The sequence below is a fragment of the Microcoleus sp. LEGE 07076 genome, assembly GCF_015207455.1.
Lineage (GTDB): Bacteria > Cyanobacteriota > Cyanobacteriia > Cyanobacteriales > Microcoleaceae > Microcoleus.
On the sequence record NZ_JADEWV010000066.1, the window covers coordinates 1 to 23,235 of the forward strand.

General features: G+C 45.6%; 19 protein-coding genes, 2 pseudogenes and 1 CRISPR repeat array. Of the genes and pseudogenes, 7 read left to right on the forward strand and 14 right to left on the reverse strand.

Annotation, left to right across the window (positions count from 1 at the left end; genetic code table 11):
- Positions 1–44 precede the first annotated feature (44 nt).
- Positions 45–982: direct repeats of the CRISPR family, unit length 36 nt; unit sequence GTTTCAATCCCCTTGCGGGGAAAAGTGAATTGCGAC.
- A 14-nt stretch (positions 983–996) separates the two neighbouring features.
- From cas2 to IQ270_RS13265, 5 genes and pseudogenes are all read right to left on the reverse strand, one after another.
- A pseudogene (cas2, locus tag IQ270_RS13245) lies at positions 997–1,209 on the reverse strand (CRISPR-associated endonuclease Cas2); the annotation flags it as partial.
- A 238-nt stretch (positions 1,210–1,447) separates the two neighbouring features.
- Entirely contained in the window at positions 1,448–2,443 is a 996-nt protein-coding gene (gene cas1 / locus IQ270_RS13250) for a CRISPR-associated endonuclease Cas1 (RefSeq protein ID WP_193973659.1), read from the reverse strand.
- A gap of 310 nt (positions 2,444–2,753) precedes the next feature.
- The gene (gene csx18 / locus IQ270_RS13255) at positions 2,754–3,023 is read right to left on the reverse strand and encodes a CRISPR-associated protein Csx18 (protein ID WP_193973660.1); all 270 of its coding nucleotides are present in this window, start codon (positions 3,021–3,023) and stop codon (positions 2,754–2,756) included.
- A 731-nt stretch (positions 3,024–3,754) separates the two neighbouring features.
- The gene (gene ruvA / locus IQ270_RS13260) at positions 3,755–4,378 is read right to left on the reverse strand and encodes a Holliday junction branch migration protein RuvA (protein ID WP_193973661.1); all 624 of its coding nucleotides are present in this window, start codon (positions 4,376–4,378) and stop codon (positions 3,755–3,757) included.
- A 426-nt stretch (positions 4,379–4,804) separates the two neighbouring features.
- Positions 4,805–7,438 carry an AAA-like domain-containing protein gene (locus IQ270_RS13265; RefSeq protein WP_228056329.1) on the reverse strand — a complete coding sequence of 878 codons (2,634 nt, stop codon included), beginning with the start codon at positions 7,436–7,438 and terminating at the stop codon, positions 4,805–4,807.
- Between the two features lie 979 nt (positions 7,439–8,417).
- Here IQ270_RS13265 and IQ270_RS13270 point away from each other — a divergent pair.
- Both IQ270_RS13270 and IQ270_RS13275 read left to right on the forward strand, forming a co-directional pair.
- Complete coding sequence (locus IQ270_RS13270) at positions 8,418–8,627, forward strand: hypothetical protein (protein ID WP_193973662.1); 210 nt, start codon at positions 8,418–8,420, stop codon at positions 8,625–8,627.
- A gap of 178 nt (positions 8,628–8,805) precedes the next feature.
- On the forward strand, positions 8,806–9,474 hold the full coding sequence (locus tag IQ270_RS13275) for a hypothetical protein (RefSeq protein WP_339384152.1): 669 nt from the start codon (positions 8,806–8,808) through the stop codon (positions 9,472–9,474).
- 54 nt (positions 9,475–9,528) lie between these two features.
- Here the strand turns inward: IQ270_RS13275 and IQ270_RS31915 are convergent, their stop codons facing one another.
- Positions 9,529–9,651, reverse strand: a complete 123-nt coding sequence (locus IQ270_RS31915) for a hypothetical protein (protein ID WP_255532426.1) — start codon at positions 9,649–9,651, stop codon at positions 9,529–9,531.
- Between the two features lie 63 nt (positions 9,652–9,714).
- On the opposite strand from IQ270_RS31915, the gene IQ270_RS13280 reads away from it, so the two are divergent.
- Together IQ270_RS13280 and IQ270_RS13285 are read left to right on the forward strand one after the other, a co-directional pair.
- Positions 9,715–10,431 carry a GUN4 domain-containing protein gene (locus tag IQ270_RS13280; RefSeq protein WP_193973663.1) on the forward strand — a complete coding sequence of 239 codons (717 nt, stop codon included), beginning with the start codon at positions 9,715–9,717 and terminating at the stop codon, positions 10,429–10,431.
- A gap of 251 nt (positions 10,432–10,682) precedes the next feature.
- Positions 10,683–11,072 (forward strand): Uma2 family endonuclease, encoded by a 390-nt coding sequence (locus IQ270_RS13285; RefSeq protein ID WP_193973664.1) that lies wholly within the window; start codon positions 10,683–10,685, stop codon positions 11,070–11,072.
- A 114-nt stretch (positions 11,073–11,186) separates the two neighbouring features.
- On the opposite strand, the gene IQ270_RS13290 is transcribed toward IQ270_RS13285, so the two are convergent.
- From IQ270_RS13290 to IQ270_RS13305, 4 genes are all read right to left on the reverse strand, one after another.
- Positions 11,187–11,420: a DUF433 domain-containing protein gene (locus IQ270_RS13290; protein WP_193973665.1), complete on the reverse strand. Its 234-nt coding sequence runs from the start codon at positions 11,418–11,420 to the stop codon at positions 11,187–11,189.
- A 70-nt stretch (positions 11,421–11,490) separates the two neighbouring features.
- The gene (locus IQ270_RS13295) at positions 11,491–12,210 is read right to left on the reverse strand and encodes a DUF2786 domain-containing protein (protein WP_193973666.1); all 720 of its coding nucleotides are present in this window, start codon (positions 12,208–12,210) and stop codon (positions 11,491–11,493) included.
- A gap of 228 nt (positions 12,211–12,438) precedes the next feature.
- Positions 12,439–13,653 (reverse strand): DUF790 family protein, encoded by a 1,215-nt coding sequence (locus IQ270_RS13300; protein ID WP_193973667.1) that lies wholly within the window; start codon positions 13,651–13,653, stop codon positions 12,439–12,441.
- 57 nt (positions 13,654–13,710) lie between these two features.
- Positions 13,711–15,246, reverse strand: a complete 1,536-nt coding sequence (locus IQ270_RS13305; protein ID WP_193973668.1) for a DEAD/DEAH box helicase family protein — start codon at positions 15,244–15,246, stop codon at positions 13,711–13,713.
- A gap of 266 nt (positions 15,247–15,512) precedes the next feature.
- Between IQ270_RS13305 and ald the strand changes: the two genes are divergently transcribed.
- The 3 genes and pseudogenes from ald to IQ270_RS13320 all read left to right on the forward strand — a co-directional run bounded on the left by ald (position 15,513) and on the right by IQ270_RS13320 (position 18,262).
- Complete coding sequence (ald, locus tag IQ270_RS13310; RefSeq protein WP_193973669.1) at positions 15,513–16,601, forward strand: alanine dehydrogenase; 1,089 nt, start codon at positions 15,513–15,515, stop codon at positions 16,599–16,601.
- A 355-nt stretch (positions 16,602–16,956) separates the two neighbouring features.
- Positions 16,957–17,253, forward strand: a complete 297-nt coding sequence (locus IQ270_RS13315; protein ID WP_193973670.1) for a DUF2442 domain-containing protein — start codon at positions 16,957–16,959, stop codon at positions 17,251–17,253.
- A gap of 271 nt (positions 17,254–17,524) precedes the next feature.
- A pseudogene (locus tag IQ270_RS13320) lies at positions 17,525–18,262 on the forward strand (IS1 family transposase).
- Positions 18,263–18,562: 300 nt separating this feature from the next.
- Here the strand turns inward: IQ270_RS13320 and pstB are convergent.
- The 4 genes from pstB to pstS form a co-directional block, all read right to left on the reverse strand.
- Entirely contained in the window at positions 18,563–19,363 is an 801-nt protein-coding gene (gene pstB, locus IQ270_RS13325; protein WP_193973671.1) for a phosphate ABC transporter ATP-binding protein PstB, read from the reverse strand.
- Positions 19,364–19,692: 329 nt separating this feature from the next.
- Entirely contained in the window at positions 19,693–20,586 is an 894-nt protein-coding gene (gene pstA, locus IQ270_RS13330) for a phosphate ABC transporter permease PstA (RefSeq protein ID WP_193973672.1), read from the reverse strand.
- 34 nt (positions 20,587–20,620) lie between these two features.
- A complete protein-coding gene (pstC, locus tag IQ270_RS13335; protein WP_193973673.1) occupies positions 20,621–21,577 on the reverse strand; it encodes a phosphate ABC transporter permease subunit PstC in 957 nt (318 codons plus the stop codon).
- Between the two features lie 445 nt (positions 21,578–22,022).
- Positions 22,023–23,192, reverse strand: a complete 1,170-nt coding sequence (pstS, locus tag IQ270_RS13340; protein ID WP_193973674.1) for a phosphate ABC transporter substrate-binding protein PstS — start codon at positions 23,190–23,192, stop codon at positions 22,023–22,025.
- Positions 23,193–23,235 lie beyond the last annotated feature (43 nt).

The following is a 23,235-nucleotide window of genomic DNA, read 5'->3' on the forward strand; positions in this document are numbered from 1 at the left end:
TTGCGACCGGAGATCTACAAATAACGGGGGCCACGATCAACGGAGTTTCAATCCCCTTGCGGGGAAAAGTGAATTGCGACCAAAAAGATGCTTTTATGGTAGGAGAGCGAAGCTTGGAAGTTTCAATCCCCTTGCGGGGAAAAGTGAATTGCGACTTCAAAATATTATGGAGATATTAAGAGCATCTCTTGTTTCAATCCCCTTGCGGGGAAAAGTGAATTGCGACCCTATTATTAAGACCTCTACTACTGGCATCAGCGCCATCAAGTTTCAATCCCCTTGCGGGGAAAAGTGAATTGCGACAACAGACCAGAACACAGTAGAAGTCAGAATGCTCTTACTAGATGTTTCAATCCCCTTGCGGGGAAAAGTGAATTGCGACCGAGACCTTGGTAAAGGTCAAAGGGTTCCCCGTGATGTTTCAATCCCCTTGCGGGGAAAAGTGAATTGCGACCCAATAGTAGGATGATTTTCAAAGCTACGACTTATAGTAAAAGTTTCAATCCCCTTGCGGGGAAAAGTGAATTGCGACCTCATATCCCTAATTACGTTTCACCTGAAAATCAAAGAGAGTTTCAATCCCCTTGCGGGGAAAAGTGAATTGCGACCTAGGACTCTTACTCTTAGCCAAGAATGAAGAGGTTTCAATCCCCTTGCGGGGAAAAGTGAATTGCGACGTTTTAGAGGAAGAGGAAAGAGAAAAGATATTAGATATTTACCCAAGTTTCAATCCCCTTGCGGGGAAAAGTGAATTGCGACTTTTACTTCTACTGCTCACTTTATTGTTAACCCTGTAAAGTGTTTCAATCCCCTTGCGGGGAAAAGTGAATTGCGACTCCACTGCTTCTCCTACTGTTAGTACTACTTATAGTGTTTCAATCCCCTTGCGGGGAAAAGTGAATTGCGACATGACACTATCTATTGAAGCGAGTTCTCTTCTATTAGAGTTTCAATCCCCTTGCGGGGAAAAGTGAATTGCGACTCTACCTGCCCGATCGCCCGCGTTGACAAAGTATAAAAACGGATGTTATCTTCATCCAAATTAACCCGTCCCCGCAGGCGAGTGCGGAACTCCTCAAACTGACGCTGAGATAAGGCACACTCAAAGACCGAATATTGCACCCAAGTGCCGTAACCAGAAAGCAAGTTAAAAACTTTCTGGCGGCGCTTGTCGCAAGGAATATCATAGACAACAACGTACAAGTACATGATTAATTTCCGCTTCGCAAAAAGTTAATTCTGACCACTCCGCGAGACCAAAGAAACCAGGTTTTTTCGGTAATTTGAGGGCGACAGCGCAGTATTTTCGTGAAAAACCCGGTTTCTGGTCACTCCGCGAGACTAAAGAAACCGGGTTTTTTCGGTAATTTGAAGGCGACAGCGCAGTATTTTCGTGAAAAACCCGGTTTCTGGGCCCCCTCGTGTCTAGGAGTATAAGTTTTGACAGCTAACGAATTCGATAAGGCTTGTACAAAAGTTGAGGATTGTAAACAAACTGCTTGTAAGCCTTAACTTGCTGCACAAACAAATCCCAGCGCGGCTGTTTTTCGCCAGAATCAGTTTGAATTTCTTCTTCCATGCGCTGCAAAAAAGCACGGAGAAATTTGGCTCGCCCGGAATCGTTCAAGAAACAACCGCTATCACGGTAAACAAAGTCGAGGGTGGCATCCATGACTTTTGAATTAATCAGCCACAGCACCAAAGAATCGATAATCGGAGCCCGAAACTCTTCGATCAAATCAGAAGCTAAAGCAGCATGGCGTTCGGAAGTTTGATGCAAACAAGCTTGATAAGGATCGAGTCCTTGGAGTTCTATCAAACAAAGTAAATGATTCCACAGGATTTGATATCCAAAGCTCAGCATGGCGTTAACCGGATTCCCTGGCGGACGGCGGGAACGGAAAACAAATACAAATTCTGGAACCGACAAACATTCGCCAAATGCCGAAAAATAACAGGCTGCCCCGGCTCCTTCCAATCCCATTAATCGCTCGATGGTTTCAGAACGAGAAGCTTTTTCGCTGAGATGTTCTAAGCTTTTAATCGCGATCGCAACTGTTTCTGAATCTAGGCGTTTTCGCTGGATGCGCTGCAATATCAGGCGGCTATTTTTCAATTTGGCAATGACAATTTGTCTGGCTGCTAATAAACGGTGGTGGGCTTCGAGTACCTGTTGATAGCGAGCAAGTTGTCGGTAGCCGCGTTCTATGGGCAAGATGCGTCCGTAACAGTAACCCATGCGCGAAAGATATGCTATGGGGATGTTCCGCCACAGACAAGTGCGAATTGCTTGGGTAGAAATTTGGGATTTACCAAATACCAGAATTTGTTCTAAAAGCGGTATTTGTATTTTGGCAAGGATGACACCGCCTTTTTTGACGATGATGTTTTCTTGTTGGAGTGCGAGATAGCAATCTGGTTGAGAAACGTAGAGAGTTTTCACGGTAATTCCTCAAGAATAGTTGTACCGGAACGATCGACAACTCTGCACACGGCAATGCCGTTTCTGGCGCGCCAAAATAATCAAGAGAACGACCTGAGAGATGTAACTATCGCCGGATTAATTGTACGGACACGGCAGTGCCGTGTCCTGATTGTGGGTAATATGTCAGATATTGCACCATTCGTGTGGAAGCCTTTTATGAACAGGCTTTCGGGCCTGTTCCACAAGAAATTTCACTCTTTGTGGAACGGGCTTCTAGCCCGTTGCTGACAATGGTGCAAGATATGGGTAATAGGCGACTTACGCATTTTTAGCGTCGTCGATCGATCTGTGTGCGATCGCGCGACTGGATTTGCTGGGAATTTCGGAAGATTTCTTCAGCGTTGCTGGGCTGAAGGTAGCGGATCACGCGATCGGCTATTTCTCCTGCCACAAAAGTCGCTGCTGTTATTAACAAGGTGTTAATAATTACGGCAGCTAATCCCAAGGGCGCAATCAAAAGTACAATCAAAGTAATTGCACCGTTAACAACAGACAAAGCCAAATTCCGAAAGCCAGCAGTACCTGTTGAAATGTGCATGATTTTTCACCTCTTATGAAAAGTTATCTATCCCCTTTATCATTCGGCATTTGAAACCGGGGCAACCATAGAGAGATTGCCGATACACAAACGAAATCTGCCTCGGCTGACTAAGAAGTCAAGAGGGTATTTAAGCCGAATTTGGCATGAGTTGTCAGCGTTTCATATCCCAGACTTCGCAAAAATTGTCGAGAATATCAACTGCAAAAATTATTGAGGACTACTTTATTTATATCAGGCTAAACAGAGTGTTTTTATGTAAAAAACCAAGTATTTACAAAACTTAAATAGTATTTTGTAGGGGAATTTTATGTGGAATTGGTGTCAATTTAACTAGGAATTATCTATAAACTCTATTGGTAGGTGTGTATTGCGCGCCTGACTACTATTGGTAGTGTCTAAACAAGTAATACCATTTAGAAAAAAGCTGGCTGCAATAGAATTGTTGAGTTTGTTTCGTCTACCCAATGTGTAAGGTGCGTCGCACGATATATCTGGCGTGAAATGCTCTGAATTGTTCTCGTGCGACGCACCCTACAACTACTGTGGCAGGATTTTGGAAAAATGGTATAAGATCGGGATGCGGCGGTGCTGTTTCGTTACAATCGATCGGGCGATGGTTGCATCAAAAAAGAGCGATCGCGGGGGAGGACTCGATCGTGCTACGATTATTTTGAGGTAGGGAAACGAGATTGCGGTGTCCTCAATAGCTAATAGTATTGACCAGAAAACTATCGGCTCAAATAGGCGATCGCCTCGCGTATCCAATCATCAGAGTTACCTTTATTCGACAAAGTGCTGTCTTGACTGAGAGTTTGCAGCGCTTGCAAGACTTCCGCCCCTGTGTAACCCATCGCCAGCAGGATCATCTCGACTTCTTCTTGAATAGCTGGCGGGACTCCGGCGGCGACGGAAGTTGTCAAACCAGCTTGCTGTCTCCATTCCGAGAGTTTGCTTTTGAGTTCCAGGGCGAGGCGTTCGGCGGTTTTTGTGCCGACTCCGGGGGTTTTGGCGAGGATGCGGGTGTTACCGCCGACAATCGCCTGGACTAAATCTGGCATTCCTAAAGTGTCCAAAAGGGCGATCGCTAGTTGAGCACCAACACCGCTTACACTCGTCAACTGCCGAAACAAATCGCGTTCTGCCGCGCTACCAAAACCGTACAATACGATTTGGTCTTCCTTAACTTGCTGGTGAGTAAATATTTGAGCGACTTCGCCGGATGCTGGCAATTCACCCGTCACGCGGGGTAAAATTTGGATTTCATAGCCAATTTGATTGACTTCGAGAGTCAAAATTATGCGGTTGCTGCCTTTGGCGATATTGGCGACAGTGCCTTTGAGATAGCTGATCATATTGTTTTTTACTAGACTTATTGCATAGATATTTGATTGATGAGCAAACCGCAGATGTCAGGTAGATAAACGCCGATCGACGCAGATAATTTCAACTCTTGAAAACTAATTAATTCAATCTTGTTTACTGAATAATACTACAGTTTTGTATCAACTTAGGAATGAAAATTTAATAACTTAAGCGACTGCTCGTTACCAGGCTCTGCCTGGTAATGCAGATAGGCGAGGCTCTGCCTCCTTTGAGGAAGGCAACTTACAGGAGAGAGGACTGTAGGAGGTGTTTAAGTTATTAAGTTTTCGATCCTTATAGCGGTTCGATCGCGTGGTGAGGTATGCCCGCAGAGGCTTATGCCCTATGCCCGGTTTTGCCTATGCCCTATGCCGCATAGTATCTCATATGAGAGCTTGAAAGGCTATATTTCTTTTTTAATTCAAAATAAGATGCTGTTTAACCACAGACAAATCTGTCTTACCAAAATTTACCACCAAAGCCACATTGAAATTTTCCAATGATTTTACAAACCACATAATTTCATCAGAAGATTTACCTTCATAGTGATTGAACAAAATAGACAATCGCTTTTCCAACTCTGGCTTAACTTTGCCCGAAAGCAGTAAGATTTTGAACAGCAAACCCATTGTGCGGCTGGGGCCGAGGTTGTAGACCAAATCGTAAAAAACGTAGTGGCTGGGATGTTGCGAATTTTCTACTACTAAAAAGTTGAACAATTGGTTGCAAGTCCCAGCTAACAATATATTATTTAATTTCACCGAGTCGTTTTCTGAAAATGTATTTTTGATGTACTTGTACAAGCGATCGTTAAATTGACGACCGCCGTATTCTGGCTCGACGGACGAGATCAAATATTCATATAAATCCAGTTTAAATGAGCTGTAAGATGGAGTTTTTCTGGCATCTCTCAGAAAAAATTGAGCCGATTCTTTGTAACTGCGATCGCCTGTTACTTTTCCGGCAAATTCCCTAACAGCTAAGTGCAGTTCTGCATCGTTCAAAAGTGTGGGATTGGCTGCACGCTCCACAATTCCAATCTCTGTGTTTCTCGGCTCAACCAAATAATTCAAGTATTGAGATAAATTTGTTTCAAATTGTTTTTGTCTTTGAAATTCCAGTTTTTTGATAGTTTTCTGGTCTTCCTCAATGCTGTCCTTGCTCAGCAGAGAATGTCCGTACAAATAAGGATACCGACAAATCAATTCGCCCAAGGGGGAATGACTGTCTTGTTTCTGCGGTTCCGAGTCTTGGTCTAGGGCTTTTACTAAACGCTCTATGGTCTGGAATTCTTGACTTTTAGTAAAGAAGTCTATTTGTTCTTGCAAGCGCTTGACTATGTAAGAACCCATGCCGAATCGGGGAGAAGTCTGCTTGAATAAAGCTACCAGGTTTGCGATCGCCAATTTGTTTAGCGAGTGCAATTGCCAGCGGTTGATCGGGATGTAGCAGCAGCGGTGGAGAATATATTTAAAGTTTCGTTCCGATCGCTTGACGGACACTATACTGTACAAAGTTGCTTCAATGGAGCGATCGGGATAGCCCATACCGTCGATAAATAGCTTGCGGAACCGATCGATTACCTGTGCGGGGGATTCTGTTTCCACGCAAGAGACGATGTGATCGTACAATCTCTGTTCGTTGCTGCCGGATTGAACAATATCTGAGGGCAGGGTGAGAATGCTGCTGTCTGCACCGGTGTCTGCACTGCTGTCGGCAATTTGTGCGACAGCGACTGTCGGTTTTTGCGGCAAAGTTCCGGGATTCAAAAACCAACTGTGTTCTTGGCTTAATTGTTTGTTCGCCGCCCAATCCAAAGCTGACTGCAAACTTTCCCCGGTCAATAACTGCGAGTTATCTTCGCAACCGGAAGCCAGCCATGCAGCCAGCGCCTCGCGGTACGGAGCCAGATTTCCTAATTCTTGTTCCACCCAAAACTGATTGAAAACAGACTGATAAATTCGGTTGGCAACTATTAATTTACCTTTAATTTTAACAACCAGTCCTGACAGTTGCAATTCGATTTGTTCGGGAGAGTAATCGGCCGCTACTCCCGGCGCTTCCCCCGGTTTGGTTGGGTCGGGCGGCTGCAAAATTTTTTGGTACAGGGTTAACAGCTTGGTAAGGTCGCAGCGACTGTGGAAAAGGCGATCGCGAATTACTGTCAAATGTTGGGGCTCGTCCGATTCTTCCCAATTTTTAATAATGCGGTGTTTGAGCAGTTTTTCAACTTGCTCGGCTTCGCAATTTCTGCCAATAAAAGGCCCGTATTCAAGTACCAAGTGGCAAAGCTTTTGAGTCAGAAACGGTTGGCCGCCCGTCCAAGCTAATATTTCTTGGAGCACTTTTTGGGGGCGAAAAGCTTTGAGTGCCAATCCTTTTGCTAGCGGCAAACTTTCGTGGAGTTGCAATCGACTTAAGTTAATCGGCCGTCCAATATTAAAAGGGTTGCAGCTTGGATCTCGGATCAGTTCTGACGGGGCTGCTACTCCCAAAACTGCAAAAGTCAGGCGATCGTATTCCGGTTGCTCTGCCCGCTTGGAGTAACAAGCCCGGATCGCAGCAAAAAAATCGCTGGTACTGAAATTCAGGTTTCTAATACTGTCAATGTCATCGATTAAAATTACTAGGTTTTGCCGAATTGACTTGAGCAACACTTTTTCGATAAATATCTCGAATCGGTTCGCCGGCGACAGCAGTTCGCGATCGTTCCACCATTTGAGAGCATCAAACCTGTTTGTGATGTGCAAACTGCTGGCGATGCGGTACACGATTGCGCCATACCATTTTTGGGGGGAGATATCTGGGTTGCTGATGCTTCTCAAGTTGATGGCGGCAAAAACTGTGCCTTCTGCTTGCAATCTTTTGGCTGTTTGCACTAACAGGCTGGACTTCCCCGTTTGCGGCGAACTCAATACGTAGCAGAATTGTCCGGCTTTGAGTCCTTCGTAGAGCTCGGTGTCTGCCGATCGCCTGACATAGGTGGGCGCACCGGCAGGCAAATATCCTCCGACTCGATATTGGTATGTTGAGTTGACGAATGCTGTCATCTGGGAATTCATCAAGATACTGCGCCCCTATGTTATGCGATTGAAAGGTTGCCAATTGCAATAATTATTATTGCCAGCTTACTGTCGTGGAAAAATTTTCTGCCTCTTTAGTCTATTCTCTACTAAATGACCTTTCTGCTGCTCAATCTTTACCGTATCTTTGCAACCGTTCGCCCCAAATCCTGCCCGGAGGGCGATCGAACCGTGACACCCGATTATTTACATTTATTCACATAACTATATCAATTTTTACTCGATCGGATTGAGAACATCACAGCGACTTTAACTTCACATTTATTTACAATAATACTTTAAAATTCACCCGATGGTATGATGTTGCCAGGGAAACTCATAACCGCAATGCCGTTAACCTTCTCCCTTAAAATCAGGCTACCTAATGCCGGAGAAAAAGGCTCAGCAATGAGTGCAAATAAAAAACCCCAGCGTTTTGCTGAGGGCTGCTTGAGTGGGAGATATCGTTAATCTGCGTTTTTTTTGTTGACTTAGATTGCATGGAATTCCATGCTGCTGACAGTCCCCAGACTTCAATAAGTAAGTGCGGGGATTCTTAAGGAAAAACTTTTCGGAATAAATCCACAAAAAGTTGAATTCTTAAAGGCATTGTCAGTACCCGCCAACCACTCGCTCAACTATAAAAGTTAAGTTTGTGGCTAATTGTAGAAGATGCGCCCTGATGAATTAACTACCCGATAGATGAGCACCCTGATGACATAACTCCCTGCTGGATCGACGCCCTGATGGCCTTAGCCCCACTACCCAAAAAATTCTGGTTAGTGGATGATCGTGGACATTAGTAACACGTCACTTCCGGCGTTTCCGATCGCCAGCGGGTGTGCCTGTCTGAATTGATTATGGCAGGCAGATCGATCGCAAGACAAGTGGGCTATTGCATCAACCCACTTCTGACCGATCGGGTTAGCCAAAAAGTGCCCATCTACGGAAATCAGGGTCATCGAACATGAAAAACAGCATCTTAGTATTAGGGGTAATTGCCTCGGCGGGCATCGGCTCTTTCCATGCAGGTAGCGCCAGCGCTTCTGCGATCGTCCCCCAACCAAAAACAGCCAGCAGTTTGACGGCTTCCGGGAGTCATCCCGACTTCAACTACACTGGAACGAATGAGGATGGGGAGCAAGAAGAAGTAGAAACGGGTAAAGGCAGGAAATAATTGGCGCCTGCTTTGCGGTTGTGGTTGTGGTTGTGGTTGTGGTTGTGGTGTTTGTTGTCGCAACCGCCTCGCTCCGAGGCGGTTAAAAGTCGATCCGAATATCAGCCTACCTAATCCCGGTGGTTGAAGTCAGTTTCAAACAACGGTAAATGCGAAAATAAATAGGTGAGGCAAGTCTGTGGGTGGAGTTTCCCTGGCTTCGGGACTTCCTTACCTTCTGATGTTCGGGATTCGGATCTGGCACAATCGTATTTCATCTCTTAAAAACCAAATGGAAAATATTCTCGAAACTACCCGCAGACAGCGCGTATTGACAAGAACCCAAGAACGGCGTCAGGCGACACCCAAAGAAAAACAGTTAATTCACCTGCTGGCCAATATGGCTTGCAGCTTGGTTAACTACGACTACAAACACTCAACCGGGAAGGAAACCCTCGCGCCTTCGGAACGCAAGCGTTTAGCGGAATGGCACTACCTGCGAGTTCAGCAAATTCGCCGGATCGAACGCTCTTTGGAACCGGTAGCCACCCTCAAGCGCGTTTACTACAAGAGCATTCTCAGTCCGAGGGATCTCAAGTCTTTGAAACTACTGTGGCTGGATGAGGAAGACAAAAACCGCGTCAAACGGGTAGATCCAGACTTGGACGACATCCTCAGCTGCGCGTTGGATCGGGGAGATACTTTAAAACAGCTATTTCACTCGATCGAATCCAAAGAACGAATCTTTGCCGCCACACCTCGCCCGGGCGTTGTACCGCTTTGGGTCAAAGAGTGGGAAGATTCGGAATATGACATCAACTATTTTCCCCCTTCGTTCTCTGCATGGGTTTCCATCGTGGACGATTAAGCTGCACCAGAAACTCTTCTCGATGGCACCGATCGCAAATTTCAGATGGTAAACCTATTTGCGATTGCTGCCATTGGCGCGATCGACTGTGCGGGCGGCGGGGTTAGTCTGCCGCCGTGCAGCGCGCAACCATCCGAGTACATTCAGCAGTGAATCGAAGTCAGTACCATTGTACAATGGGGGAAAACCAGGGCTTCAGCTAATCGCTGATAGCTGATAGCTGATAGCTGATAGTTGCTCATGACTGACTCGATTTCTAGTTCTCCATTAGACTCGGCCGCCGATACAGCCGAATTCCGTTCACAGTTGAGGTCTGGTTCGGAAAAAACTCAACTGCAACTGCTGCAACAGCACATAGCAGATGCCGGTTGGGACGTATTGATGGAATTTTTATTAGAGCGCAAGTCGGAGGAACCGACAGCGGTAATGGGCAAGGCTTACCAAATTCTGTATAGTGCGGATTCTGCCAGAGCGAGGGAGTTTTTGCAGGCGAATTTTCCGACTGGAGTTGTGCCGCTGCGATCGGACTCTAACATTGATTACACTCCGCTGCAACAATTATTGGCATTACAGGAATTTCAAGAAGCCGATCGCTTGACTTTAGACAAGCTTTGTGAATTGGCAGGCTCCACAGCTTCCGTCAGAAAATGGCTGTATTTTACGCAAGTTGAGAGTTTGCCCGTGGCAGATTTGCAAACAATTAATACGCTGTGGAAAATTCATTCCGAAGGCAAATTCGGCTTTTCCGTACAGCGGGAAATTTGGCTGAGTTCGGGCAAAAACTGGGACAAATTGTGGCCGTTAATTGGCTGGAAGAAAGGAAATGATTGGACGCGCTACCCGCAGGAATTTATTTGGGATTTGAGCGCGCCTAGGGGTCATTTGCCGCTGTCGAATCAGTTGCGGGGCGTGCAGCCGTTTGCGGCTTTAATGGCTCATCGGGCTTGGTTGAAGTAACACGGCGGTTGAAACCGCTTCTACACAAACAAATATCGGACGGCGGTTGAAACCGCGTCTACACAAACAATGTCCGCCTCCGCGGACTCAAGAGAATAATGTAAACGTAATTTTCACCGCCTATTCTTCAACCCGCGGAGGCGGGTTTTGTTTGTATAGCCGCGGTTTCAACCGCCGGGTCTTCTGTTTAAAAATATTAGGAAATTTTGTATAATTGATATTTGAACTAATTAGCAAGAGGGCTGGGAGTCATGGTAGGCATCGGAACCAAACTCACTTTAGCAGAATTTCTAGCTTTGCCCGACGGAGACATATATTATGAGTTTATAGATGGTCAAGCAATTCCTAAAGTGTCTCCAAAATTTTTTCATTTTAGTTTACAGGAAGCTTTGTGTCGCCTGATTCGTGTAGGGTGTAAAAGTCGCGGACGAGTGCTTCCAAAATGGGCAATTCTGTTAAAGCGTCTGGGCAAAGATTGGGCACCAGTTCCTGATTTGACTTACATTTCTTATGCGCGTCTGCCGAAAAATTGGCGGCGAAATGAAGCTTGTCCCGCAATTCCTGAACTGGTAATTGAAATTATCTCTCCCGGTCAAACGATGCAGGGATTTGAAGAGAGGCGTTGCTTAATCAGGGTATGAAAAAAATCAGTTTAAAATCCAGAAGCTTTGTGGGTACTGGTTTCTATGATTGGCATATTTAGTCTTTCATACCGTAAATCAGCAACGCCTGATTTTGGTCAAACAAAAGTAGTCTCATGACCCAACGACTAACATAAACTGTTCGCGTTTAGCGGCGAAACTCAAGCAAGCTAAAATATCCTGTTGAGTGAGATAGGGAAAATTATCTAGAATTTCTTGATAAGTCATCCCAGAAGCCAGATATTCCAGCACGTCATAAACTGTAATTCTCATGTCTCGAATACAAGGTTTACCACCTCGCTTACCCGGTTCGATCGTAATTATATTAGCGATATCTTGGTCTGACACGGCTCTCTTCTGTTAGTTTCTGTTTTTAATTCTAACCTAGGAAGCTGATTTTCACGATCGCACGCCCTACTCAAACACACTCATTAAGTTGTTTCATATCCTCTGGCGGCTGTACTTGCTTTTGCAAACTAATTTTGTCGCCCACTTCATAGCCAGAATTAAAGCCAGCCTCACTGCTGACTTGAGAATCTGTTCTCGTTCTAACTTTAACTCCTCGGCTTTCTAAATAATCCGCGATCGCCTCTTGATTTTTCTCAAACATCGATCGCACTACAATCCCTGGAGTGGCCGCCGCATTTCCCTCTCCCGGAATCCCAGACTCTTCCATCTCCTGCTTTTGTTCCAGCAGCCTTTGCCGCAATCTTGTGGCGCATCCCACCCGAAAAGCGTTCAGATACGCCAGTCCCCGGCCGCTTCCTTTGCGATATTTCGCCCGTTTCTCGATCGCAGAACTCAAATATTCATAAAGGTGTTTGCAAACAATCAGGTTGGTAGAAGTTCCCACCAAAAACATATTCCCAGTATAAGTATTTCGCATGGCATTGCAACCGTTAGCTTCAGCAATTCCCGAAAGCAGCATCATTTTCCAAGTGACAAATTTAGATGTTGTCTCCACTGAGTTTTCGTCAATCTCTTCTTGGTGATTTTGGCCTAAATCGGCGAGGCTGAGATTGTACTGTGCCAGTAAAACGGAAGCTTTTTCGGCCGCAGCAGTCGATTCGTTTTCATTGGATGAGGTGGCGAGGGCTAGCAGTTTTTTGATTTTTTCGACAATACTTGTGTCTGCCATTTTTCAATCGGTTCTAGGGTGAGAGTAGGCGGTGGCAATGATTTTGGTAAATTCCCATTTTAGTATAGCGTGCAATGTGGGATGTTTTTTGAGGAGGATTTTTTTGAACCGCAGAGGGCGCAGAGGGCGCAGAGAGAAAGAAAACAGTAGACTTATTTTTCTTTTAACTCTTGTGGGGTAGGTACGCGAGCCCGCCCTAAAACTTAATTTTAAATGCAGAATAACTTACTATTCTAGAATTTCCAAAACTGATTTGGGCAACAATTTATCTTTAAACCAGACTACTTTTGCTGGCACATCTTTTACATTCACTCCGGCTTTTTCCAAATTCAGTCTTTCGGAAACGGCTAAAATCAAGTGATCGCATTCAGACTTCTGTACTTGTGCAAATTTCTTTTGCAAATATTCCGGCCGCCAATAGCCAACTATTTCTAATAAATATACTCGCCCGTCGGGATGTACTAACCGAAAGTCGGGAATCATCACGCTTCCGGGAATGGGAATTAAGTCTACTTCTCGTTCGAGTTTCCACTCGGTTTTTAATCCATTCCACCGCGAGGCAAATGCTGCTTCTAACATACTATCATAGGGTTTGCCGGGGGGATAGTGGCTGACTAATCCGCAGTCGGAATTGAGGGTGAATTTACCTGTTTTGATAACTCCGCTAAAAGCATCTTTGGTTTGCAGGGTTGAGTGCATACTCCATTTGGTGACGTGCAGCAGTGCGGGCAGCATTTTCGCGAGGGCTAAGCCGTAGCGGGTGCTGGGTTTGAACAAGCTTGTGGGGCCGTCTATTGTAAGGGTAAAACCGTGGTCTGCATCGCCTTCGATGTAGGTCATTAATTGAAATAGTTTTAAATACCGAAATAGGAGTTTGTATTCTCCCGGATCGTTGCGGTGCGCGGTTAATTGAACTTGACTTGCTCGGTAAAATATGCCTTGAACTTGGGAAAGGTTGTATCTGTGAAGCAATTTTTCGGGTGTGGGTGCGTCAAATTCGGTGAGGATTTTGTTTTCGTTTAAGTCGGCGTACAAACCTGTTTTGATTTCGTGGGTGAAAACTTCTCTGTTTAAGTCTTGGCTGAGCTCTGTGGCTACTGTTTCTAGGGTTATTTGGGTGGATTGGGGGCTGGGAGTCGATCGCGCTGACAATGCAAATACTCGCTGTCTCAAGTCTGACGGTTCTAGGGGGCTGATGACTTCCAAGGTGCAGAAACCGCCTTTTAGCAGGTGTGCTAGTCCCCGTTTGAGGCGATAATCTGGACTGTCGCCTTCTAATTCTAGCAAGCGTCCGTCGAGTTCGCCTTGGGTTTTGCCGATCGACTCTTGAAAACAGTTTATCGTTTCCGTTGCTGCTTCTAAGTTTTTCGCATCTATCTTGAGACGGAGAGGAATGATTGATTCTCCGTTTTGGCGGTGGCTTAGTAAGTCGGTTGGTAGCATTGGACAGTTGACAGTTGACAGTTTACAGTTGATAGAAGAAGGAAGTATTTAGGCTGGCTACCAGGGAATGTCATCATCATCTCCCCATTTTGCTGGTGTTTCTGCTGCTTTTTTGGTTGTCTCTCGGTTGACTCCGTAAATGGGTGTTGGTTTGACGGTTTCTAATTTCGGATATACTGTTGGCTGCGGTTCTATTTGTGTTTTTGCTTGGGGTTTGTAAGGCTGCATTCCTCCTCGGCGACGCTGGGATGTTCTTTCTTCGCTGGTGTCTTCGGTGACGACTTCGTAGAGAATTGCTAACTTGTTTGCATCGCTGCTTTTGCGGAGAACTCGACCCAATCTCTGGATGTATTCGCGTTCGCTTCCCGTACCTGACAGTATAATAGCAATTCTGGCGTCGGGTACGTCCACTCCTTCGTTGAGGACGTGGGAAGCGACGAGGGTTTTGTATTCGCCGCTGCGGAATCGATCGAGGATTTCGTGCCTTTCTTTGACCGGGGTTTGGTGGGTGATTGTGGGGATCAGAAATTCTTGGGAAATTCGGTAGACTGTGGCGTTGTCTCCGGTGAAAATTAGGGTGCGCTGGGGAGAGTGTTCTGCTAGTATTTGAGCTAATATTCGCAGTTTTCCTTCGGTACAAAGGGCGATTTCTTTGGCTTGGCGGTGGGCAATCATGGCGCGCCTTCCCAAGGGCGATCGCGCGCTGGCCATGATAAAATGTTTCCATCCTTCGAGGCTGGATATTTTGATGTTAGACTGTTTGAGGAAGTCGTTGCGAATGTCGAGCAATTCGGCGTAGCGAGTGCCTTCTTCTTTTGACAGTTTGACCATGATTTGCACTATTTTATGGTCGGCTAAAGCATCGCCTGCTAAATCTTCTGGTCTTTTGCTATATACTGTCGGGCCGACGAGGAAATGTAAGTCGCTGTGGCGGCCGTCTGTGCGATCGGGTGTTGCTGTCAGTCCGAGTCGAAAAGGCGCGATCGCATATTCGGAAATTACTCGATAAAAGTCGGTTGGCAAGTGGTGGCATTCGTCAAAAACTAGCAAGCCGTATTTATTGCCCAAGGTTTCTGCGTGAATGCTGGCACTGTCGTAGGTTGCCACCAAAATTGGTGTTTTGTCCCGCGAACCTCCGCCCAACAACCCTATTTCGATATCGGGAAAAGCTGCTTTTAAATTAGCATACCACTGGTGCATTAAATCGAGAGTTGGCACTACAATTAATGTACTGCGCCCTGTGACTTGCATCGCTAATTGTGCCAGGTAAGTTTTGCCGGAAGCGGTGGGGAGGACGACTACTCCTTGACTTCCCGCTTCTTGCCAAGCTGCGAGGGCTTGTGATTGATGTTGGTAAGGCTGCATTTCGACGCTGGGTACGAGTTCGAGTAGTTCGTAAGCCCGGGCTTCGTCGGTGAAGTTCGTACAGTCGGCTTGGAGGCATTCTACCAGCGGGCGGTAGTGAATTGCCCGAATCCGGTATTTTTCGACGCGATCGTCCCACGTGGCAAAGTCTACCCAGTCTCTGCCTTGGGGCGGCGGGTGCAACAAAAGCGTTCCCCGATCGAATGTTAATGTGGGTATGCGTGGCATTTGTTTTGAGACGCGCTGAGTGCAAGCCTGTTAAATTATAAGCGTTAATTTGTGTTAATCTGCTCTAAATTTGCGGTCGCTCAATCGAAAATTTATTGAATTTAAGTCTAAATTTGGGAAATTGCGATCGCACCGGATCGAATCAAAAATTGGTTCGCCTAGCCCGGCCCGATTGCCAAATCTAAAATTTACAATAGTATTGTCCCGGTAGGAATTGTTTTTGAGTTAGATTCGATCGGCATAACCCTGAGATTTAGAGGTTGTAGATGGAAATAGGCGTCCCCAAAGAAATCAAAGATTTGGAGTTTCGAGTCGGGCTCGATCCCGCCAGTGTCCGGGCTTGTTCCGACAAAGGTCACGCAGTTTTCGTCGAGACGAATGCTGGTGTTGGAGCAGGTTTCACGGACGAGGACTACGTTGCAGCAGGGGCTAAGATTGTCTTAAAAGCATCAGATGTCTGGAATCGGGAACTAATTGTTAAAGTTAAGGAACCGCTACCTGCCGAGTATCCCCTGATCCAAAAAGAGCAGTTGCTGTTTACATATTTGCACTTGGCAGCCGATCGCACATTAACCGAACACTTAATCAGCAGCGGAGTCCAAGCCATCGCCTACGAAACCGTCGAACTCCCCGACAGGAAATTGCCGCTGCTAACGCCGATGAGCATTATTGCAGGGCGTTTGGCCGTGCAGTTCGGAGCTCGGTTTCTGGAACGGCAGCAAGGTGGCAGAGGAGTGCTTTTGGGCGGCGTACCGGGGGTGAGACCGGGCAAAGTCGTGATTTTGGGCGGCGGAATCGTCGGCACCGAAGCAGCGCGAATTGCTCTAGGAATGGGCGCGAGAGTGCAAATTTTGGACGTAAATGTCGATCGGCTAGCCTACTTGGAAACTCTGTTCGGTTCCCGAGTAGAATACCTCTACAGCAGTCCTTTGCAAATAGAAGCAGTTATCCCCGATGCTGATTTATTAATCGGTGCGGTTTTGGTGTTGGGCAAAAAAGCTCCAATTCTGGTTTCTCGCGAATTTGTTGCGAAAATGCACCCCGGTTCTGTAATTGTTGACGTAGCCGTTGACCAAGGCGGCTGCGTGGAAACTTTGCGGGTAACTTCTCACACAAACCCTACCTATGTTGAGGAAGGAGTTGTGCATTACGGCGTACCAAATATGCCCGGTGCCGTGCCTTGGACTGCGACTCAAGCTTTGAATAACAGCACTTTGCCTTATGTTTTGCAGTTGGCAAATAACGGGATTAAAGCTTTGGAAATGAATCCGAGTTTGGCGAAGGGATTGAACGTGCAGAATCACCGATTGGTGCATCCGGCCGTGCGCGAGGTTTTCCCGGATTTGGCTGATTGAATTTGCCGTTTTTTTTAAGTGAGCTATCCCGCATCTAAATTGTATTTTTGTGCGGGGTGGGATGCCCATTTCACGTTGTTTATATAAGCTTTATGTCAGAAGTTGCACGATTTTACGGAATCATCATAAAAATTTTATTTTGGGAACACTAATATCCTCATCTTTACACAGTTTACGGTGAGTACAATGCTTTGATTGGCATTCAATATGCGAGAGATTGTTAAAGGATATTTACCGAATCAAACTCAAAAGCTGGTAATAGAATGGGCTACGTTGTATCCGAAAAAAATGCTCGATATGTGGAACAGTCAAGAATTTAGTAAACTTCCACCATTAAAATAATTCCTATTTTTTCATGAAACCTGAGCCCATTGTTTTTGCTAAAGCTATTGACCCTCGCACCTTAATGGTCAAGTTTACCAATCTTGAAGTGAAAAAATACGACATCTCTAAGTTATTGGACAATCAGATGTTTGCGATCTTACGCAATCCTGGGTTTTTCAAAAATTTTACAATTGAACCTGGTTGTTATGCACTGGTTTGGAATGACGAGATAGATATTAGTGAATATGAACTTTGGCAGAATAGAATGAGTTGCACGGATGAGGAAATTGATCGATATGTTGAATCTATTCATCAGGTTGTTCACTGAGAAATAATACCAGACTATTCTGATAGAGCGCCCTAGTTGACTTATTCCAAAAGGGATCTCGCCCTAGTTGTCAAGTAGACATGATTGGGGATATTCTAATTATGAAACTATGTCCTAAAAATATCGCCCCTTCGCCAACAATTTAAATTAACATCCAGTCCCCCCGATCGAAGGCTATGCTTTACTCACATCTTTCGGCGTTGGTGAATTAGGGTATGATGATTAGAGAGTGCGATCGCCAAAAAATAACACTTCACAAAACGCAGAGCTTATGCAATGTCCTGAATGTCAGTCAACTCATGTTAATAAAAATGGTCATAAAAAAGGTAAACAGAATTATATTTGTGTCGGTTGTGGCAGACAATTTATAGAGGGCTATCAACTTCATAAAGGTGATTCTGAAAATGTGAAACGTGAATGTCTAAAAATGTATGTCAATGGCCTGGGTTTTCGAGCAATTGGGAGAGTCAAAAATGTGCATCATACGACAATCATTAATTGGGTCAAACAAGTAGGAAAACTCTTGCCAGATTTTTATGAGGCAGAAATAACTCCACAAGTGGGAAAATTAGATGAATTAGAAACATTTGTTGGCTAAAAAAAAACAAAACCTGGTTAGGGACAGCAGTAGACCATTTTAAACCAGGTATTCTAGGATGGGTTTTAGGCGACCATAGTGCCAAAACCTTTGAACCACTATGGGAGATTGTTAATAAATAAAAATGCCATTTTTATGTGACAGATGGATGGAAAGTTTACCCTAAGTTTATTCCCGATGGAGCTCAGATCCCACCGCAAAACATATATGATAAGAGTTGAGGGTAAAAATACAAGATTAAGGCATTATTTGGCTCGCCTCAAACGAAAAAGTCTTTGTTATTCTAAATTAAACAGCAAGTTGCTAAGGTCTTCAATTCAGTTACTAATTCACTATCTAAAATTTGCAGATGTTCCAGTTCCGGATCAAAATCAAAGAAATTATTTTCGCTTGTCTGCGATTGCACTATAAGTTTATCATACCTTGATTCAGCAACGCCCAATCGTATTTATGACATCGCATTTCACCCGGATGTGTTTGCCTAAAATCCTTTGTTTCAGTTAATGAGTTTTGGGAATCCGCTGTTTGAAGAATTGGTCGATATAGCCAGACGATTTTATGTTTGTCGTTGGGTTCGGACGCGCCAGAACCCAACGACAAACTTTAATCTTTCAGTCGCAAGAAAGTCAGGCAATTTGAGATTTTAGGTTGACATTTGAGCTTCTTAGCGCGCAGACTGCAACTGCAAACAAATTTCAACCTGTCAGGAAATCAACCAAAACGGCCGCTGACATAATCCAAAGTAGACTCTTCCTTCGGACTTTGGAAAATCACCTCAGTTTTGTCACACTCCACAAGATAGCCAAACCGCTTCCCATCGTCAGAAAGTTTAGCATTGAAAAAAGCAGTCAGGTCAGAAACCCGAGAAGCCTGCTGCATATTGTGAGTCACAATCACGATCGTATACTTCTCCTTGAGTTCCCGCATCAACTCCTCAACCTTAATCGTAGAAATCGGGTCAAGAGAAGCGCAAGGTTCATCCATCAACACTACATCAGGATTAATTGCGATCGCCCTAGCAATACACAAACGCTGCTGCTGGCCGCCCGAAAGAGAAAAACCGCTTTGCTTCAACTTATCCTTAACCTCATCCCACAAATAAGCTTGTTTGAGCGACTTTTCCACCAGTTCATCCATATCTCCCTTATAATTATTCACCCTCGCACCGTAAGCAATATTGTCATAAATCGACTTCGGGAAAGGATTCGGCTTTTGAAACACCATCCCAATCTTGCGGCGCACCTCCACAGCATCAACATCAGGATCGTAAAGATTTTGACCTTGGTAATCAATTCTACCCTCTAAACGAAAACCGTTGACTAAATCGTTGAGGCGATTAAAACATCGAAGAATTGTACTTTTTCCGCAGCCAGACGGCCCGATCAAAGCAGTAATGCGATTTTTAGGAATTTCCATCGAAACATTTTTAACCGCGTGAAAAGCGCCGTAAAAAATATTGATACTTTCAGTCCGTAAAACAGTTTCTGTTTGCTTGTCCAAATCCATCATCATACAAATAACTATCCTCTCAAATTTTACAAAACCAGTCAATTTTGTCAGTTGTTAGTTGGTAGGGGCAGTGCCCCCGTGCCCGCCCTCAGTTGTTAGTTGTTAGTTGTTAGTTGTTAGTTGTTATTAGCTAATACTTTCAAGCCAACTGCCAACTGCCAATAACTAATGACTAATGACTAATGACTGTTAGTTGTTAGTTGTTAGTTCTTAGTTCTTAGTTGTTATTGGGAATTGATAATTGGAAATTGGGGATTCGTAGCAAGTAGCCAATAACCAATAACCAATAACCAATAACCAATAACCAATAACCAATAACCAATGACTAATGACTAATAAACCTTTTGGCGAGTAGCCCAACGAGACAAAATACTCGTCAGCAAAACCATCAACACCAAAATCAAAGATGCCGCCCAAGCCAACTCTTTCTGTGCCTTAAAAGGAACCGTTGCAAAGTTGTACACCAAAACCGAAAGACTCGGAGTTGGCTTGTCAAATCCAGCGGGCCAAAAAGGCGAATTTAGCGCTGTGAAAATCAAAGGAGCCGTTTCTCCCGCAGCGCGGGCAATTGCCAGCGTCACACCAGTTAAAATCGCCGGAATTGCCGCCGGCAAAACCACCTGTAACACTGTTTGATAATTAGAAGCACCCACACCCACCGAAGCCCATCTAATATCTTGCGGGACAATTTGTAGAGCTTCGTCAGTAGTTCGCACGATTGTCGGCAACATCAGCACAGCCAGGGCCGCACCGCCTGCAATTGCCGAAAAACCTCCCATATTTACCACAAACAAACCGTAGGCAAATACCCCTGCAATAATCGAAGGAACGCCGCTGAGGACATTCGTAGCAAAGCGCACCCAGCGAGCGATTTGGCCGCTGCTGAACTCTGACAAATAAACGGCGGCAAGTACACCAAAAGGAACAGCAATCAGAGCAGCAATTCCCACCGTCATCAATGTACCGAGAATTGCATTGGCGATACCGCCTCCCGACAGTCCCGGCGGGGGCGGCAGCTTGGTGAACAAGTCTAAATTCAGGCGATTGAAACCTTGTGCTGTTACATAGAAAAGCACGGCAAACAAAGGCAGCAGAGTTAGGGCTAGAGCAGAGCCAGCCAGTACAGTCATCGCCAGATTGAACAGCGCTTGCGAGCTGTTTTTAACCTTCTTCAAACTGCCTGTTTTCGATCCGAAAGGATTTTGATCTGAGCCGCTATTTGACATAAACTCAAATTATGTAGGAAATTCTGGAAAACTTTTAGTTGTACTTCGCTCTTACTTGAGAAACAATCCACTCTGCCAAAATATTGACAATCAGCGTCATAATAAACAGAATTAGCCCCGTATACATCAGGGCTGCCACTTGCAATCCTGAAGCTTCGGCAAATTGATTTGCCATCAGAGAAGCAATAGTATTTGCAGGAGCTAGGACAGAAGCACTTAACTGATTGGAATTGCCAATTAACAGCGTTGCAGCCATCGTTTCTCCCATCGCGCGGCCGAGACCGAGCATAATTCCGCCGACAATGCCGGAAAAAGCGGCAGGTACGAGGACTCTAAAAATTGTTGTCCAGCGAGTAGCTCCCAAACCGAGAGATGCTTGTCGCAATTCGGGCGGGAGGCTTGCTAAAGAGTCGCGGGAGATAGCAGTAATAATGGGCAAAGTCATAATCCCCAAAATTACTCCGGCGGGTAACATTCCTGGGCCAACTGGCGGTGTGCTAAAAATCGGCAGCCATCCGAAGTTACCGTGGAGAAACTTGCCGATGCTGGTAATAATGGGAATCAATACAGCAATTCCCCATAAACCGTAGACTACGCTGGGAATGGCGGCTAAAAGTTCTACTAAAAAAACCAAAGCTGTACGCACTGGCAGCGGCAAAAAGTCTTCGCTCAAAAAGATGGCAGTCCCTAATCCTAATGGTACTGCAATTAGGAGCGCGATCGCCGAACTGACGATCGTCCCGTAAATCATCGGCAGCGCACCGTACTCTTCTTTAACCGGATTCCAATCACTGCCAAACAGAAAGCCCAAACCGTACTGCTGAATCGCTGGTAACGCTCTGAAAGCAACCGTCATGGCGATTACCAGCAAAATTAGGCCAACTCCTATTCCCAAAATCCGAGTCAGCCAGATAAAGCCTTGGTCTAAGGACTTTTCTGCTTGAGAGCGGGAACGTTTGTCCGATCGATCGCTGTTACTATCTGAAATCATAGACAGAAACCCTATAAAAATAGTAGTGAGAAATAGCCTTTTTCCGAAAAATCTAGCTGGAAGGAAGCAGAAAGAAAGACTATAGATCAAATTCAAGAATAGTAGGTTGATAATTTCCTGACTTTTCAACAAATGTTTCTGGTAAAACCTGCCCCTTGTAGAGTGCGTCGCTGCCAGATTTTAGAGCTTTCCCGGTAGATTGTTGGTGGCGACGCACCCGCTCGGTATCTACATAAATAGATGCACCGAAAGATATCGAAGTTGGGTGGGGGTGGGTTTACAAGATTTTGGGTTTTAGGCAATTATTTCTGGTAAAACCCGCCCCTACAGAAATATCTCTCTTGCTTCTTCTTTTTTTTTACCCCCTTGCCAAGCCAAAGGGATTTTTTCCCTCTGACAGTCAACAGACAACAGCCAACAGTCAACAGTCAACAGTCAACAGTCACTATTTGCCAATCTCAATCTTGTAGTCGGGGCTGATGCCGTCGGCTGCTAAAGCAACTTTTTCTCTGACGCTTTGGGGCAGAGGAACGTAGCCCAATTCAGCACTAACTTTTTGACCTTCGGTTAAGCCGTATTCAACCATTGCTTCGATGGCTTTGGCTTTGTTGGGATCGGCAACTTTTTTGGGAACGAGCATCCAAGTGTAGGTGACAATTGGATAGGATTGAGCGCCTTCGGGGTCTTCGATAAATACTCGCAGGTTTTCCGGGAGGGGCGTAGTTCCTAAAGCTTGAGAAGCTGAATCGTCTGTAGGTACGACAAATGTGCCTGCTTTGTTTTGCAAAGATGCAAATTTGACGTTGTTGTTTTTGGCGTAGCCGTATTCTATGTAGCCAACGCTGCCGGCGGTTTGCAGGAGTTGGCTTGTGACGCCTTCGTTGCCTTTAGCGCCTACACCTACGGGCCACTGTACTGTTTTGCCCTCGCCTACTGCTGCTTTCCAGTCGGGGCTGATGGTGCTAAGGTGTTTGGTGAAAATGGCGGTTGTACCGCTACCGTCGGAACGGTGGACGACGGTGATGTTTTGGTCTGGCAATGTAACACCCGGATTGGCTGCTGCTATTTTGGGGTCGTTCCACTTGGTAATTTTTCCTAGGAAGATTTCTGTGTAAACGTCTCTGGGCAGTTTGAGTTCGGGTACGTCTGGCAGGTTGTAGCCGATGACGATGCTGCCGGCTGTCATGGGGAGCAAGAGCACGCCTTTGTCTGCTGGAATTTTGGCGATTTCGTCGTCTTTCATGCCGGTGTCGCTGGCTCCAAAGTCTACTGTGCCTTTGGTAAATTGTTCGACTCCGGCGCCGCTGCCTACTGATTGATAGTTAATTTGTACTTTGGGGTTGATTTTGTTAAAGTCTTGAAACCAACGCTGGTAGAGGGGGGCGGGGAATGAAGCGCCTGCTGCTGTCAGAGCTACGTCTGAGGTTAGGGCGAGTTTGGTGTTGGCTGCTGTGGCTACAACGGGGGATGCGCCAGGGGATGCTGCGGTGTCGCCGGGGCTGGGGCTGCTGCTGGTTGTGCTGCCGCCGCAAGCTGCTAAGCTGAGGGCGATCGCCGCAGCGGAAATTGCTGTTGTCACACGATTCGGATTAATCAGGTTCAGACGAAAAAGCATAGGTATACAAAATCTGCGATCATTATACGGATGTCCCGCACCA